Below are 15,315 nucleotides of genomic sequence, written 5' to 3'. Positions count from 1 at the left end.
GATCAAAAATCTAACCCCTATATAACAAACCCATTTAAAAAAGTTTGTCCGAAAAACCTCGCGGTAAAGAAATTGTTAGTCAAAAGATGGAAACAGCAGTACCTGGATTTTTTCTTTACCCTGATTTTATTGATGAAGCGCGAGAACATCAACTCATAAATGAAATTGACGACCAAACCTGGACCGTCGATTATATGCGCAGGCTACAGTATTACGGTTATCGTAACGAATTAGAAAAGCCGTACAACTTGGTGCCTTTCCCGGTGGAAATGCCGGTGCATATGCGTGAATTTTCAGTAGAGTTGGTGGATAAAGGCATTATTCAGTTGGTTCCTGACCAGGTGATTATCAACGAATACGTACCCGGTGAAGGGATCAAGCCACATACAGATAGAATGTATTACGAAAACCAGATCTGTGGAGTGAACTTGGGAAGCGGCTGTATTATGCGGTTCATCAAGGGTGAGAATGAGGAAGTGATCGACATTGAAGTGCCGAGACGCTCGGTGTATGTGATGCAGGATGATGCCCGGAAAAAATGGAAACACGCCATCCCGCCCCGAAAAAAAGACGTTATCGATGGGGCGGCTCAACACCGGGACAGACGGGTATCAATTACTTACCGTAAGGTGAAGCCGAAACAAGTACATGCAATTGACCCGAACGGCAAAGTCTACGGCATGCTTGAGAAACTACTTAACATCAATGCAAAATAAGTTAAGCGGTAAATTTGAGAGTTGCAGTAGCTTTTTGTAAAGGCTGGTCTGTTGCGCCAATTCTCATTGATGAAGGGCTTACAATTTCGAGATTATTAAGAACTGGGCAGTTACCCAGGTCCGCACATGCCCAGACCTGTTGAAATTCGTAGTAATGATGAACTAGATTATAGATTGTTGCGGAAGAACACTATCATTCATACATAGAATTAATTAGGAGTTGTCTTAACCATTTGATACACTTGTAAACCAATAAAGGATATGTAAAAGTGATGCCTGCCCGGCAAATATGGTCTGCCGGGCTTAAGCTCTTCAAGCACTTCGATATTTACTAAGATTGAAATAATCTAAACATCATCATAAAACCGTTGAAGCAGCCTCAGCCGTTTCTGAACGGTTTCGGACCGCATAGGCTCAAAATCCTGTAATACTTTCCCTTCTTTTTTTATTTGGATACGGAAGGGTTGGTTGAAAACTTTAGTTAGGTGATACACGGTAACAAGTTCAGCCAGGTCCTCATGCCAGCTGGCCGTGCTGTATAAGGATACAAATGGTGTATGGATAAGTTCGCCGTATACCAGCGTTGCTTCAGCAGGCAGATAACGCCGCCCGGCAGGCCTAAATATGCTTTTTACCACTAACGAGTCCTTAAATGGCCAGCTATGGGAATTGATGTTACGCCATACACCTTTTGAAAAGTCCCTGGCAAAAGCGGTCATGCGCGGCTTGCCGGCTATCGTATCCACCGAAATAAGATAGATTGAGCCATCTACTACATGGGTACCCTCGTGCAGTAATACATAGGTCAAAGCACTCAACAGACCAGCCTGCACAGAGATCGATAATGACGGGGCTGCGGTGTAGCATTTGCGCTCCTTTTCAGTTAACCACTCAGATACCGTTTGGTGCAGAATGCCCGCCCGGAAGGTGATATGGTACAGGTTTACATTCTCTTTATCAGTGATCGGAGATGTCAAGGCGGTATTGGGCATATTGTCCAAAAAGCTGATACTTTTCAAATGTTGCTTTAGTACCCGCTGATGCAAAGGCGGGAGCACCGCAAAAGCTGAAGCGACAATGCTTGCTTCTTCCTGGGTCAGCCGATGCTCCGCAGGTGACATTCCGGCTTCCCGAAACATTTTGATCACATCATCAGGGGTCCTTTCAACACGTTGCGTCAAAGGTTTGCCCGGATCAAGACCATACTTTTTTTGGACCGCCTCTAAGACCTCTGATGTGTTTTCCTCCGTTTTACCCTGGCCAAGGGTTATCGAAGCCTTAAAAATAGATAGGAAGAAGATAATGCCTGTTAAGACCTTGCTGATGTTTTTCATGTGGATCGACTATGGTCATTTATATTAATACATTGCAGTAAGCTACGGTAAAGGACGCAAACAAACGACTATTTTATCATTTTGGAAGCTTAACACTATTGGTCTCCTCAGCACTACGCTGCCCCAGGGACTAACTTTAAATGCAGACGGTTAGTCACCGGTCTTGATAAAAAACAGCCGGCTGAAATAAGCCGGGGGATCTTATCCCGATTCATGGGGGATCCCCATACCCGGCATAGCCGTTTGAACTGAAAGTCGCTTCAGTTTAATACTTCATTGATTACCGGTTCGCTTACCGATGACGCATTGTGTTTTAAAATCACCCTGCGTAATCGCTCCTGATGTTCATCGCCCCAAAGGCCGATAGAACGGATCAACGGGATGAGTGTTTTGCCAAAGTCGGTAAGATGGTATTCTACTTTCGGAGGCATAACGGGATAGATCGTCCGGTTCACCAACTCATGATCTTCAAGCTCTTTCAGCTGTACATTAAGCACCCGCCGTGTCGCGTCCGGTATCGTTCGTTGTAATTCACTGGGCCGTAGATTGCCCTCATGAATGAACCAAAGGATGCGGATCTTCCATTTGCCATACAGCACTTCACCGATCAGGTCAAGGCCGCAATTGAGAGACGGGGCGATTTTTTTCACGTACATATTTACAAATATACAATAGGCTTATTTAGTGAACAATACGGATAAATTTATCCCTATTTGATTCGTAAGCCCGTAATTGTATGGTATCGATGTACTGCTGAGATTTGCCCAAAAAATAATATATATGAAAGAGCGAAGCAATTACAATAATGAATTATCCGGAAAGATCGCCCTGGTAACAGGTGGTACAAAAGGCGCCGGAAAAGCGATCGCAGAAAGGCTGTTGCAAGCTGGTGCAACGGTAATAACAACTGCGAGGAATGCTCCCGAAAAGGAAAACAGCAGCCTGCATTTTATTCCTGCCGATCTAAGCAAGGCTGAAGATGCGCAAAAAGTGATCAGCGAAGTGTTGTCAACCCATGGGAGGCTGGATATCCTTGTAAACAACCTTGGTGCTTCTGCAACACCTGCAGGTGGCTTTTCAGCATTGAATGATGAAGATTGGATATCAACCCTGCAAGCTAATTTACTTGCTCCTGTCAGGCTTGACAGGGGATTTTTACCGCAAATGATCGAGCGGAAAAGCGGTGTTATCATCCACATCGCTTCCATCCAGGGTATTTTGCCACTTTATGATTCAACCTTGCCGTATGCAGCTTCAAAAGCGGCCCTGATCAATTACAGTAAAAGCTTATCGAATGAAGTTACTCCAAAAGGAGTCCGCGTGCTAACCGTTTCGCCAGGTTGGATCAATACATCAGCATCGGTAGCCTGGTTGGGCGAGATCGCAAGAAACGCCAATAGTACAGTAGAAGATGCTCAGCAAGGTGTCATGGATGCATTGGGTGGAATACCCTTTGGCAGGCCGGCCGAACCAGAAGAGGTAGCAGAGTTGGTTGGCTTTTTAGTATCTCCAAGAGCCAGTTACTTAACAGGAACAAATTTCGTCATTGATGGCGGAACGGTACCAACCATTTAATAATTCAAGTAAATAATTAATCGAATAAAAATCATGGAATTACCACAATTAGTAGCCCAGTTTGTAGAAACCCAGAACGCTAACGACAGCGAGGCTTATACCGAGTGTTTTACCAAGACTGCCATTGTACATGACGAAGGCAAGACCTATACTGGGAAAGAAGAGGTTCGGGCATGGATCGAAGATGCAAATCAGAGATACAGATCTGTCATGAAACCGCTTCAATACGATGAGTCGGATTCGAACGGGGTGCTGACCGCAGAGGTATCAGGCACATTTCCCGGAAGCCCGATCGTTCTGAAATTTCATTTGAAATTAAAAGACGGTCTTATCGATGTATTAAACGTGACCGGGTAATTGCCGGTAATGCAAAATCAAATCCGGTCTTTCAATTTGAAAATAACCATAAACAAAAGGCCCTTCAGCATATACTGCAGGGCTTTCTTTTGCCCCTAAATGGGGTTCGAACCAAAAATCAACACTTTGGTAAATTCGCTTTATTTAAAAATGTTGGATAACTGTGAACTATCAGGCTAAACATTTTTGTTATCAATCAGGATAACTAAACACTATCACGTTGCTCTTGGCCTTAGTTGAACCTCTTGGCCCCCATGTATTGCCATAGGCGAGATTGCCCGACCATCCGGCCATAAGCGTCGGGTCAAGTNAGATTGCCCGACCATCCGGCCATAAGCGTCGGGTCAAGTGCCATGATGGGAGCATCCTGGGCTATAGCAGTGGATAGCCAACCTGAAAAAATACAAATGAAAAGGCTGATCTTCTTTTTCATGATCAAAAATCTAACCCCTATATAACAAACCCATTTAAAAAAGTTTGTCCGAAAAACCTCGCGGTAAAGAAATTGTTAGTCAAAAGATGGAAACAGCAGTACCTGGATTTTTTCTTTACCCTGATTTATTGATGAAGCGCGAGAACATCAACTCATAAATGAAATTGACGACCAAACCTGGATCGTCGATTATATGCGCAGGCTACAGTATTACGGTTATCGTAACGAATTAGAAAAGCCGTACAACTTGGTGCCTTTCCCGTTGGAAATGCTGGTGCATATGCGTGAATTTTCAGCAGAGTTGGTGGATAAAGGCATTATTCAGTTGGTTCCTGACCAGGTGATTATCAACGAATACGTACCCGGTGAAGGGATCAAGCCACATACAGATAGAATGTATTACGAAAACCAGATCTGTGGAGTGAACTTGGGAAGCGGCTGTATAATGCGGTTCATCAAGGGTGAGAATGAGGAAGTGATCGACATTGAAGTGCCGAGACGCTCGGTGTATGTGATGCAGGATGATACCCGGAAAAAATGGAAACACGCCATCCCGCCCCGAGAAAAAAGAGGTTATCGATGGGGCGGCTCAACACCGGGATAGACGGGTATCAATTACTTACCGCAAGGTGAAGCCGAAACAAGTACATACAATTGACCCGAACGGCAAAGTCTACGGCATGCTTGAGAAACTACTGGCGATACCAGCGGCCTCATAGGTGGCTCTTTGGCGAAAAATAGTATAATGTTACACTGGTAGCACGGATAAACACTTTAAGGCTATTAAAAATAAAGGTCTCACCTTTTGAAGGGTATTAAAAATGACCACAATGAAATGGCGTAGGGCTCGTCTCAATGATCGGAGCCCATTATCAATCGTCTGATTTTTTCGCCGCCGCTTTAATGATTCCTTCAATGCTATCTTTGATGCCGCCGGTATCGGCAGAAAGGACTGCCAGGCCTAAGGACACCACACCGGCGACGATAGCAATCGTTTTGCTGATGTCATCGATCTGTTTGACGGCCGCCTTAACCTCTTTGGTCGCATCCTTCAGGCCTTCGAATATGGCCTCGCTGCCGTCATAGAGTATGCCGGCGGCCTGAGCGGCATATTGGTCGTAAACATCGAGCAGTTTACCGAGCAAACGGTCAAGATCATCATATAATCCTTGCTCACGGAGTTCGGGTTCATTTTTTGTCAGGTAGGCATTTAGTTTGATTTGCGCGTCGTTGAAAATGGCAGCCATTTCCAGCGCGAATTGTTCGTTGGGTGATTGATCAGGCATGGTCTTATTCTTTAGATCCTAAATAGATAATGTTTCCAGCAAGTTTCAAGATCGCTTGTTTAAAGCTTTGGCTTTTCAGGTTGCTGACGTTGCTGAACAGCAGGGCCTGCCCCTCCTCTATCGTTTGAATACCGGCCAGCAGCTTATCGCAATGCTGTTTTTCCTGCTGCCACTTCGCCCGCTGCCGGTTCACGATATAGGCGATGGCAACTTTTTGTCCTGCTGCCTGTTCTATCGTGTCCGTCTGACTGAGCACCCCGCGGACCAATCTGTCGAACTTGGTTTCTGTGGCGTTAATATTCCAGCGCAGCAAGGTCAGTTGACCTTTCAAAGTAGCCAAACAAAGCTTGACCGTGTCATTGTGTGCAGCAATGAACTTTTTCAGTTTTCTGTTTTTGTAGGTTGTAGTGACTACTTTGGTCAGTGCTGCCGAAAGTCCGTTAAACAGATTGGATTGTTCTTCGCTGATCTTGAAGATGCCGTAATCACCTTTGGCCAGGCTTTTTCCAAGCGGCCCGAAAGCGATTTCGGAAGTCCCGGACAATTGGGTGAGGGCGGCATAGTAACCGCTGAGTATCGCATACTCGTTAGCGATGACCGTATCGCGCAGCGAATCCCGGCTGCATTCGCAGTTCAGTTCTTTCAGATACCGGTAATTTGTCTTGGACAGCAAACAAGTGTCCAGGCAATATTGATAATTGCCGTAAGTGATCTTAGCCTCCTGGAGGGATTTGGTACTGCTGGCGGTAAAGGTGCCGACTTCCTTGAAAGAAACGCAGCCCGAGATTAAGCTGCCTGTCAGCAGCACCAGGAGGAATTGAAACTGTATTTTTTTCATTTGAGATATGGTTAGTTGTCAAGTTGCATCGCTTCAAGAATTTCTCTCAGGGCGTTTTTTTTATCCTTTTGTTCCCAATAGGCGGTGTGTCCGCCGGGAAAGAACCAGGGTGCTTTCCGCGGGATCATGATATCTTTAATACCACCACCGAACTTTCGTTGCATCGGACCGCCGACGAAATCGCTGCTGTAATAGATGTTTGTCCAGCGCGTGACCGCAAACAGCGCCCCGTGGTGCAGCAGCCTTACTTTATAATTCTTATTGCCCACGGGAAAACTCTGGCCGCTTTTGTAACTGAATGCATAATCCTTCCTATCCTTAACCGGCGGACAGACCGGCATTTCGCGCTGAGCGATCAGTTCCTGCATCGGCTCCCTGGTGACCATGAAGTAATCCGCGGCATTGATCGCCGCACCAAGGGTTATAAAATCCGTGATCAGCCAGGGATTACCTACGGTTAGCTGCTCCTGCCAGCAGGCCTTTTGCAGATCGCGGAACGCGTCAAGATTACCTTTCTCAAGTTCGATGAGGCGGTTATAAAAAGCCTGATCTCTTCCTTCCGGCGGCGGAGAGTTTTCATCATAATAACGGTCAATTTTCAACAGGTTGGGCTGGCGCGGCACCGTTGTGGTGCCATAGATGGTATTGTACTCCGTCCACAACAAACGAAGCAGGTCATAGGCCACCACCGTGCCCAGGCTATGGGCCACAATAATGATCCTATCGACTTTTTCAACCGTTTTCAATTCGTGCAGCTTTTTCAAAAAGGCAATCCCCTGCTGCCGGATACAGCTGCGTTCGCCGATATTGTCCGGTACCGGCGTGAAATAACGTGCCGCATCGCCGGCCGAATTGAGGAAGAGGCTCCTGGCAAAGCTTGCGACCAGCGCAAGCAGGGATGGAAACGCAATGGCCGCCAGCATGGGCGCAAGGGCTTTTTTCCAGTCTTCGATCCGCGCGCTGTTTGTAAAGTAAATCGTCATCAACACGCTTAGGACCAGCATGATCCAGACCGTGCACCAAAGGGACCTAAGCCTCGGCGGCACCTTTGCCACCCAGGTAAACAGCAGCCGGTGCATCCAGGCGACCATGTGCGAAAACTGGTTCCCGCGCATGTTATGCGCCCAGTAGAACTCGTAAAAATCGGTCTTCGGACGTTTGATCGTACCGTCCGGATTCACTGCCGTATCCAGGCTCAGCCTTACAGTTTCGTAAATATCACCCACGCTGTCCGGTTTGCTGCGGACGGTAGATTTCTTTTCGGCATCGTCCTCCGTCATGATACTTCGGATACCGCTGACAAAACTGCGCAGCGTTTCCATTGGCCTTTGTTCGCCCATGCCGTGGATCACGACAACGGCTTGTCTGTTAATTGTTGCCATACTTCCTTATTCATGTACTGCCGGCGGTGGTGGAGGTGCGGCTGTTGTTTTATTTTCTGAAACTTTAATGGCTGCATAAGTAGCTGAACTTAAACCCAGCAACACCAGGTTACTGTTCGAAATCTCCGGCATAATCGCGTCAATATTGCCTTCCGGCGGAAGCATCAGATTGTTGATGACTGCGTAAATAAACCAGCAACCGAACACAAAATTGAAGACCACTGTCTGGAAACGCGATATATTGACCCCATTTTGGTCCGATAAGATATCCAGGATGAAACCCTCGCCTTGCTGCGCCTGAAGGTTTATTTGCGCCATCGGGTCATTCCTGTCGGATACACTGATGATCCGGGCAGTCGCTGTTGTGGCCGCACTGATGCCCAGCAGGACCACCGTCGACGTACTCAGTGCAGGTGCCTGTTGATGAAAAAACAGGATAGCCGTAAAGGAAGCTAAAATGATTACCGTCCACCAGGCCAGCTGCACACGGGACCAGCTGTAAGGGTGCCTGCCGGGAATGCTGGTTTCCTTCAGCATGTCGTACTTCACACTGAAGTAGACCACGCAAATGCCGATCACGGCAAATGCGATCCAGAAAATGAGTTGAGGGTTCATATCAGTTAATGTTGATGGTTTGTTTCAGTTGTATTTTGCCCAGATCGGCGCGGTGTAGATGCGGTCACCGTCTGCCTGCACAATTTCCGCGTAATAATAAAAGGCGTCCCCGGGCTGTAAGGATTGCTGCCATTCCAGAACATCCGAATCTTTGGACGTCTTCATGACCTTCGGGATCACCCCGCTTCCCGGTTTGCCGTAAAGCAGTTTGATCGATTTTGTCCGGTCATCACCATCCGGGTCATGCACTTTCAGGCTGATCTTCAGTACTTCCTGCCCGCTCACATACCCCCCCATGGTCAAGCCGTTGATCTTAAAATCTACCTCCGTATCCCAGTCTTCGGATGCGTAAAAGCGGCCGGCCCGGTAAGCGGCCATGATGCTGTCGCGGCTGAGTGACCGTGCAAGCACTACCGTGCGGTTATGGGAAATCCTGCCGAATGTCGTATTGTGATTGTCATGATCCATTGTTGGGCCGACCATATAGCCGAGCGACAGCAACCGCTTATAATAACTCAGATAGCTCATCGGTGGGCGGTCGGAATAATCCGTTTTTACCGAAAAAGCAGGTCCGCTGCTCACGGCGACACCGCATACTGCCCGGTCCGCGACCGGATCATAGTCGGTAGTGATCAGATGGTTATAATCCGTCTGCGCCGGATGCGCCAATGTCGCAAAAGCACCGGAATGGTCAGCCAGGATCCGAAAAAGCGACTTGTAATCGGACTTGGCAGAAAAGATATCATAATTGTTTTGCTCCCAGCCGATGAGTTTATCCATGCCATAGATCACCACATGCCCGCCATTACTGATCACGCCGAACTCCATGCCGTACATCGCCACAAAGCGTCCGTCCTCATTTTGGGCATCCGCATCGGCAAGACCCCTGCTAAAGTTTGCCCGCTGCATGCCGGCCTGGCTGTGGTTATGTTCGGAAATTCCAAGAAAATCGAGGTGTTGTGAACGTTTGGCAAAACGATAATCATCGGCAGGTGTAGCCGCATGCGAGCTTGCCTTGTCCTTATTACCGTCGGAGTAAGAACTATGACTGTGAATATTACCGAAATAGTAATGGTAGTTCTGCGCGCTGCTGCTCAAGCTAAGCAGGCACAGGAATAGGATTCTCTGTAGTGTGATCATGAAGGTAAGGTTTAACTTTTTAAATTTAAATGATTACCAGCAATTATAAAAGTCTTATTTACAAACAATTGTAAGAAAAAATACAATTGATAAGCAGGGTGAAATCACCCGGAAAGTAACCGTTTATAAACGGAGCAAGACTCCAGGATAGAGTGTGGTTGAAATGACGCAACTCTTCTTCGATCCCGACACCTTTATGCCATACACTTACCTAACCATTGTGCAGATAGGGATCATCCGCTTTAATGTTGGTAGGTGTTTAACGTCGTTACTATGCAGACCGGTATTGACCGGAGGCGATCTTGCATCATCCTCATGACAAACACCGGCTGGTAGTCCAGCAGTGTAAAATTTTGACTTCTAATATGGGGCGGCTTGACTTTTTAATTTAATGAACTATATTTAACAACCAATTAACATAAACGCAACACCTTTGATTGCGATATGACCGCTAACCAATCAGAAGATTTTCAATTACTCGCACGTGTAAAAATGGGTGAATCGAAGGCTTTTGACCTATTATTTCTAAAGTATTACGCTAATCTCCTTCGTTTTGGTAAATCGTTATTGCCTTACCCTACAGATGCTGCCGAAGACATAGTACTGGAAGTGTTTCATCATTTTTGGTGCCAACGTGACGCTATCATTGTTCACAGCTCGCTTTCTTCTTTATTATACAGATCCGTCAAGAACCGTGTTTACGACAACTATCGCAAAAGTAAACTGGCAGTGCTAACGACGCTTGAAGAAATGCCTGTCGATGCGGATATCCACTTCGCTACGCCGGATCAGTTACTCGATTATAAAGAGCTGGAGAGGAACCTGGAGCGCCTGATCGGGATGATGCCCGAGAGAATGCAGGTGATATTCCGGATGAGCCGGGAAGATTATCTGACCTACCAGGAAATTGCCGACCTTTTGGAAATATCTGTCAACTCCGTTAAAACGCAGATGTACAGGGCTATTAAATTTCTCAAAGAGAGTCATCGCTTAAACAATATGCCTTTTTAATTTAAAAAAAAGTTTTTTCTTGTCATGATGTTTCGTCCGCTTTACGTCTCTACAATAAACAAAAGAGAAGTTGGAAGAAAAAGAGCTTTATCTGCTGATCACAAGATACCTGTCTAAACAAACCAGCACCGAAGAAAATGAAGTGTTGGTTGATTGGATAGCTGCGGATAAACAGAACGAGCAGACATTTGAGGAAGTAAAGCGGGTTTGGCTGGGATATAAAAGATCTGCCGGTGCCGACAGTGTTACCGCGTTGGCGAAACTGCACACAAGAATTGCTTTAAAAGAGCACAGGCTAGCGACTGCCAAAGTGCAAAGGCTCCGCATTTACACCATACCGGCCGCTGCCGCTCTAGTACTATTGATTGCCGGGTGGTTTGCTTACAGGTTACTGCTCCCTCCGCAACAAAACACTTATTTGAAGGAGACCACATTATCCGGCCAAAAGAAGCGGATCGTATTACCTGATGGCACCAGAGTGGTTCTTGGCCCGGAGAGTTCATTCTCTTATCCAACAGCTTTTGAAAAAGGGAAACGTATCGTTTCCGTTATTGGTGAGGCGTATTTCGAGGTAACCAAAAATCCGCACAGGCCTTTCATTGTACAAACCCAGGCCATGAGCGTGCAGGTTTTAGGCACTCATTTCAATGTTAATGCCACAAAAAATCAAAATATTAATACCGTATCACTTCTTGAAGGTAAGGTAAAAGTAAAGCTGATGGATAAGGTGAACGAAGAATATTTTCTAAAGCCCGGACAGGAGCTTTCTGTTAATAAGCAAAGCCACCAGGTATTACAGCGTCAGCTTGATTCTATAGCGGTTTTAAGCTGGCTTAACAATGTGCTGATATTTAAGAACGAAAAGTTAGGTGATGTAGCGCCACGCATAGAGAAGATGTATGGTGTAAAGATCATATTCACCGATCAGGCAACGGCCGATACAAAGTTGTATGCCACTTTTAACAACAAAACCCTTGCAGAGGTAATGAGAACCATTTGTGAATCAGGCATGCTGGCCTACCACAAGGAAGAGAATAAAATTTACATTAAACTAAATGCCGATAAAAAACAGATAAAATAATACTCCCTTTTAAGCCCTGCCAGGCACGGACTTAAAAAATGAAACCGGCATCTGCGAAATGCCGGTCCGATCGCTATTAAATTGTTGAATATCTATTAACGAATTTGCTAAATTATGAAAAAAAAGATTTACTCTACATCTTTAATTTCAAGGTTGTACAAGGTATTAGGCCTTGTATTTATACTGTTAAGCTCCCATTTCACATATGCTGATAATATAGGTCAGGGAGATAACGAGATCACGAAGATCAAATGTTCGCTGAGGGCTGTAAATATGCCGCTAAGCAACGTATTTGATGTGTTACAACGACAAACCAAGGTAACTTTCATTTGCGTTGATAACGGCGATCTACTCAGTAAAAAAGTAAACCTTACCGTGAATGATAAGAGCCTAAATTTTGTGCTGAACACAATAGGCAAAGACCTGGACTTCGTTTATAGTCAGTCTGGCAGCCAGATATTGGTGAAAGCAGCATCGGTAAAAAAAGTCGCATTTGAGGCCGCACCAAAATTAATAAGAGGCCACGTTACTGATGTGAAAAAGGAGAGCCTCCCGGGTGTCTCTATATTGATTAAAGGTTCCAACACCGGTACGGTAACTAACCAGGACGGCGATTTTTCCATTAAAGCGAATGTAGGCGACCTGTTAGTATTCAGCTTTATCGGTTTTCAGCCAAAAGAAGTTCCTATAGGCGACGCAGACCGGTATAATGTTGTTTTAGAGGAAAATGCAAAAGGGCTATCAGAGGTGGTAGTAACCGCTTTGGGTATTAAAAAAGAAAAGGCTAAAGTAGGTTACGCTGTACAGGAAGTACAAGGTGAAAATCTGATAAAAGCACGCGAGCCCAACCTGGTCAACTCGTTAACAGGCCGTGTAGCGGGCTTAAATATCCGTAACTCAACAGACCTGTTCCAAGACCCCGGTATCTCATTACGTGGCCGTAAACCACTAATTGTTATCGATGGTATCCCGGATCAAACGGCCGACCTTTACAAAGTGAATGCAGATGATGTGGAAAATGTAACTGTACTAAAAGGTGCTAACGCATCTGCCCTTTACGGTTCAATAGGAGGTAATGGTGCTATCATGATCACCACCAAACGGGGTAAAGGCAAAACGCTAAGCGTTGAACTTAACTCATCTACCCAGTTTCAGCCAAGCTTTATCCGCATCCCAAACGTACAAACCACTTACGGTGCGGGTAACTACGGCAAATACGCGTATGTGGACGGTTCCGGTGGTGGTGCAGAAGGTTCCGGATGGATCTGGGGCCCAAAGCTTGACCAGCGCGACCCCAGTACACCAAGCGGCTATTTTGAGACCCCACAGTTCAACAGCCCTGTAGACCCTGTAACCGGAAAGCTTATTCCGCTACCCTTTATATCGAGGGGTAAAAACAATGTCAAAGATTTTTTTCAAACAGGTGTTATTGCAAGTAACAATGTAAGCATTATGCAAAGCTCTGATAAAGGGTCGTTCCGGGCATCAGCTTCGCATATTTATCAAAAAGGCATTGTCCCTAATACAGACCTTAACAACAGTTCTTTTACAGTTTCAGGTAACTACAAGTTATCAGATGCGCTTACAATGGATGCAAGGTTAAGCTATAATCGGCAGTTCACGAACAATTTCCCTGAAACGGGATACGGCCCGACCAACTACCTGTACAACCTTGTGCTATGGACAGGTGCCGATGTAAGTGTCAAAGACCTGAGGGATTACTGGACACCAGGTAAAGTTGGCATCCAGCAACGTAATTACAATAACTCTTACTACAACAACCCTTATTTCCAGGCGTATGAGTACCTGCGTGGTTATAATAAAGATAATACCTTTGGGTCATTAAACCTGTCTTACAAGATTAGCCCGGAATTTTCGGTACAGTTCAGAAACGGCATGAATGCTTACGGCCTTAACCGGACTTACAAAGAACCCAAAAGCTATATTGGTTATGGCAATAAATCGAGAGGCCAGTTCACCGTAGCGACGGGCAATTACTTTGATATCAATACCGACCTGATAGGTGACTACAACCACACGTTTACCGACAAGTTCAAGATCCATGCACAACTTGGTGGTGCTAATTATTACCGTAACAACAAATACGGATCGGCCAATACAGATGGTTTAACCATCCCCGGCTTTTACAACCTTAGCAATTCGGCGAGCCCTGTGCAAGCCAATAACTATCTTGAAGAAAGAAGAACAAGCAGCGTTTATGGTGTATTAGATCTGGAATTTCTTAACGCCATCTACGTTACAGCAACTGGCCGTAATGACATCATTTCAACCCTGCCGACTGCAAATAACAGCTTCTTTTATCCATCGTTAAATACTTCGGTAGTCATTTCGCAACTGGTCCAATTGCCAAAGGATATCACTTATCTAAAAGTGAGAGGCGGCTGGTCAAGAGTGTCAAGCGGAAAGCTTACTGATGACGATTACACATATGCCTACCTGCCATCATTTACCAAAGGTATTATTTGGAACAGCCAGCCCTCATTGACCTATGGTGATGCTTTGCTTACCGGTAACTTAAATCCGCAAACATCTGATAGCTGGGAGATAGGTTTAGATACCAAATTGTTTAATAACCGAATCGGTTTCGAGGCAACCTATTTCCAAACCCGCGATTTTAACAACATTGCTAACATACCGATGTCAATTGCAAGTGCATACAACACACAATTGGTTAACGGCAATGTGTTTCAGCGCAAGGGTTTGGAATTTGTTGTATCTGGTTCTCCTATCCGTACTCAAGATTTTAAATGGAATGTAGCTTTAAACATTGCCAAATACCGCCGTTATCTAAAGGAAATTTACGGTGGCGCGGAAACACTTAATGGCTTAAAAGTCGGCGATCGTACCGATAAAATTCTAACCGGCGTCTACCAAACGGACGCTAATGGAAATGTGATCTACGGAAGCAACGGTTTCCCGGTAGACGACAATTTTGCCCGCCCCATTGGTTATGCGGACCCAAGCTGGACCTACGGTGTAGAGAACACGTTCATGTACAAAAACTTCTCATTTAAATTCCTGGTTGACGGCCGTTTGGGTGGTCTGATGTACTCTACTACAAACCAAAAAATGTGGTGGGGAGGTACCAACCCAGGTACGGTTAACCAATATCGCGAAGACGCCAATGCAGGTAAAGCTACCTATGTCGGCAAGGGTGTAGTGGTAACCGGCGGTGCTGTGACGTATGATGCTTTAGGAAACATAACAAGCGATACCCGTACATATGCGCCAAACACCAAAGCGGTCAATTATATCGATTATATGACCACCACCAGCAACGGCGCAAACAATGATTACAACTATTTCTCGCAAACCTTCCTTAAGCTTCGCGAAGTCACGCTGACCTGGCAGGTGCCAACGCAGTGGTTATCAAAAGGATTTATTAAAGGTTTAGATATTTCAGCTGTGGGCCGTAACCTGCTGCTGTTTTCAAAAATGCCTAACGTAGATCCCGATCCGGCTTCAGATAACCTACAGACGCCATCAACAAGATCTATTGGTTTAAATCTTAATGTAAAATTTTAAT

At 45.6% G+C, this 15,315-nt stretch carries 15 protein-coding genes; 8 read left to right on the top strand and 7 right to left on the bottom strand.

Annotated features, from left to right (window positions below; genetic code table 11):
• Nucleotides 1-44 precede the first annotated feature (44 nt).
• Entirely contained in the window at nt 45-716 is a 672-nt protein-coding gene (locus ACFQZI_RS11470; RefSeq protein WP_377142650.1) for an alpha-ketoglutarate-dependent dioxygenase AlkB, read from the top strand.
• Nucleotides 717-1,063: 347 nt separating this feature from the next.
• Here the strand turns inward: ACFQZI_RS11470 and ACFQZI_RS11465 are convergent, their stop codons facing one another.
• Nucleotides 1,064-2,050, bottom strand: coding sequence for a hypothetical protein (locus tag ACFQZI_RS11465; RefSeq protein WP_377142648.1), 987 nt, complete (start codon nt 2,048-2,050; stop codon nt 1,064-1,066).
• 260 nt (nt 2,051-2,310) lie between these two features.
• A complete protein-coding gene (locus tag ACFQZI_RS11460; protein ID WP_377142646.1) occupies nt 2,311-2,706 on the bottom strand; it encodes a winged helix-turn-helix transcriptional regulator in 396 nt (131 codons plus the stop codon).
• Between the two features lie 124 nt (nt 2,707-2,830).
• Between ACFQZI_RS11460 and ACFQZI_RS11455 the strand changes: the two genes are divergently transcribed.
• The 3 genes from ACFQZI_RS11455 (at nt 2,831) to ACFQZI_RS11445 (ending at nt 5,019) form a co-directional block, all read left to right on the top strand.
• Nucleotides 2,831-3,625, top strand: a complete 795-nt coding sequence (locus tag ACFQZI_RS11455) for an SDR family oxidoreductase (RefSeq protein WP_377142644.1) — start codon at nt 2,831-2,833, stop codon at nt 3,623-3,625.
• A 33-nt stretch (nt 3,626-3,658) separates the two neighbouring features.
• Nucleotides 3,659-3,982, top strand: coding sequence for a nuclear transport factor 2 family protein (locus tag ACFQZI_RS11450; protein WP_377142642.1), 324 nt, complete (start codon nt 3,659-3,661; stop codon nt 3,980-3,982).
• 626 nt (nt 3,983-4,608) lie between these two features.
• The gene (locus ACFQZI_RS11445) at nt 4,609-5,019 is read left to right on the top strand and encodes an alpha-ketoglutarate-dependent dioxygenase AlkB (protein WP_377142640.1); all 411 of its coding nucleotides are present in this window, start codon (nt 4,609-4,611) and stop codon (nt 5,017-5,019) included.
• A gap of 268 nt (nt 5,020-5,287) precedes the next feature.
• On the opposite strand, the gene ACFQZI_RS11440 is transcribed toward ACFQZI_RS11445, so the two are convergent.
• From ACFQZI_RS11440 to ACFQZI_RS11420, 5 genes are read right to left on the bottom strand one after another with little or no spacing between them, the layout of a single operon-like run.
• Entirely contained in the window at nt 5,288-5,701 is a 414-nt protein-coding gene (locus tag ACFQZI_RS11440; protein WP_377142638.1) for a hypothetical protein, read from the bottom strand.
• 4 nt (nt 5,702-5,705) lie between these two features.
• Nucleotides 5,706-6,539, bottom strand: coding sequence for a hypothetical protein (locus tag ACFQZI_RS11435; RefSeq protein WP_377142636.1), 834 nt, complete (start codon nt 6,537-6,539; stop codon nt 5,706-5,708).
• 11 nt (nt 6,540-6,550) lie between these two features.
• Complete coding sequence (locus tag ACFQZI_RS11430; RefSeq protein ID WP_377142634.1) at nt 6,551-7,921, bottom strand: hypothetical protein; 1,371 nt, start codon at nt 7,919-7,921, stop codon at nt 6,551-6,553.
• Nucleotides 7,922-7,927: 6 nt separating this feature from the next.
• The gene (locus ACFQZI_RS11425; RefSeq protein WP_377142632.1) at nt 7,928-8,536 is read right to left on the bottom strand and encodes a hypothetical protein; all 609 of its coding nucleotides are present in this window, start codon (nt 8,534-8,536) and stop codon (nt 7,928-7,930) included.
• A gap of 24 nt (nt 8,537-8,560) precedes the next feature.
• Nucleotides 8,561-9,676, bottom strand: a complete 1,116-nt coding sequence (locus ACFQZI_RS11420; RefSeq protein ID WP_377142630.1) for a CehA/McbA family metallohydrolase — start codon at nt 9,674-9,676, stop codon at nt 8,561-8,563.
• 163 nt (nt 9,677-9,839) lie between these two features.
• Here ACFQZI_RS11420 and ACFQZI_RS11415 point away from each other — a divergent pair, with 163 nt between their 5' ends.
• The 4 genes from ACFQZI_RS11415 (at nt 9,840) to ACFQZI_RS11400 (ending at nt 15,314) form a co-directional block, all read left to right on the top strand.
• Nucleotides 9,840-9,995 carry a hypothetical protein gene (locus ACFQZI_RS11415; RefSeq protein WP_377142628.1) on the top strand — a complete coding sequence of 52 codons (156 nt, stop codon included), beginning with the start codon at nt 9,840-9,842 and terminating at the stop codon, nt 9,993-9,995.
• Between the two features lie 125 nt (nt 9,996-10,120).
• Complete coding sequence (locus tag ACFQZI_RS11410) at nt 10,121-10,687, top strand: sigma-70 family RNA polymerase sigma factor (protein WP_377142626.1); 567 nt, start codon at nt 10,121-10,123, stop codon at nt 10,685-10,687.
• 70 nt (nt 10,688-10,757) lie between these two features.
• Nucleotides 10,758-11,768: a FecR family protein gene (locus ACFQZI_RS11405; protein ID WP_377142624.1), complete on the top strand. Its 1,011-nt coding sequence runs from the start codon at nt 10,758-10,760 to the stop codon at nt 11,766-11,768.
• Nucleotides 11,769-11,882: 114 nt separating this feature from the next.
• Nucleotides 11,883-15,314, top strand: a complete 3,432-nt coding sequence (locus ACFQZI_RS11400) for a SusC/RagA family TonB-linked outer membrane protein (protein WP_377142622.1) — start codon at nt 11,883-11,885, stop codon at nt 15,312-15,314.
• Nucleotide 15,315: the final 1 nt, after the last annotated feature.

The sequence above is a fragment of the Mucilaginibacter lutimaris genome, from assembly GCF_042676625.1.
GTDB classification, from domain to species: Bacteria; Bacteroidota; Bacteroidia; order Sphingobacteriales; family Sphingobacteriaceae; genus Mucilaginibacter; species Mucilaginibacter lutimaris.
This window is presented reverse-complemented; position numbering and strand designations above follow the sequence as displayed.

Excerpts from the sequence above, each read along its gene's own strand:
- ACFQZI_RS11465 (WP_377142648.1), bottom strand. The coding sequence starts at position 2,050 with ATGAAAAACATCAGCAAGGTCTTAACAGGCATTATCTTCTTCCTATCT.
- ACFQZI_RS11460 (WP_377142646.1), bottom strand. The coding sequence starts at position 2,706 with ATGTACGTGAAAAAAATCGCCCCGTCTCTCAATTGCGGCCTTGACCTG.
- ACFQZI_RS11455 (WP_377142644.1), top strand. The coding sequence starts at position 2,831 with ATGAAAGAGCGAAGCAATTACAATAATGAATTATCCGGAAAGATCGCC.
- ACFQZI_RS11450 (WP_377142642.1), top strand. The coding sequence starts at position 3,659 with ATGGAATTACCACAATTAGTAGCCCAGTTTGTAGAAACCCAGAACGCT.
- ACFQZI_RS11445 (WP_377142640.1), top strand. The coding sequence starts at position 4,609 with ATGCGCAGGCTACAGTATTACGGTTATCGTAACGAATTAGAAAAGCCG.
- ACFQZI_RS11440 (WP_377142638.1), bottom strand. The coding sequence starts at position 5,701 with ATGCCTGATCAATCACCCAACGAACAATTCGCGCTGGAAATGGCTGCC.
- ACFQZI_RS11435 (WP_377142636.1), bottom strand. The coding sequence starts at position 6,539 with ATGAAAAAAATACAGTTTCAATTCCTCCTGGTGCTGCTGACAGGCAGC.
- ACFQZI_RS11430 (WP_377142634.1), bottom strand. The coding sequence starts at position 7,921 with ATGGCAACAATTAACAGACAAGCCGTTGTCGTGATCCACGGCATGGGC.
- ACFQZI_RS11425 (WP_377142632.1), bottom strand. The coding sequence starts at position 8,536 with ATGAACCCTCAACTCATTTTCTGGATCGCATTTGCCGTGATCGGCATT.
- ACFQZI_RS11420 (WP_377142630.1), bottom strand. The coding sequence starts at position 9,676 with ATGATCACACTACAGAGAATCCTATTCCTGTGCCTGCTTAGCTTGAGC.
- ACFQZI_RS11415 (WP_377142628.1), top strand. The coding sequence starts at position 9,840 with ATGACGCAACTCTTCTTCGATCCCGACACCTTTATGCCATACACTTAC.
- ACFQZI_RS11410 (WP_377142626.1), top strand. The coding sequence starts at position 10,121 with ATGACCGCTAACCAATCAGAAGATTTTCAATTACTCGCACGTGTAAAA.
- ACFQZI_RS11400 (WP_377142622.1), top strand. The coding sequence starts at position 11,883 with ATGAAAAAAAAGATTTACTCTACATCTTTAATTTCAAGGTTGTACAAG.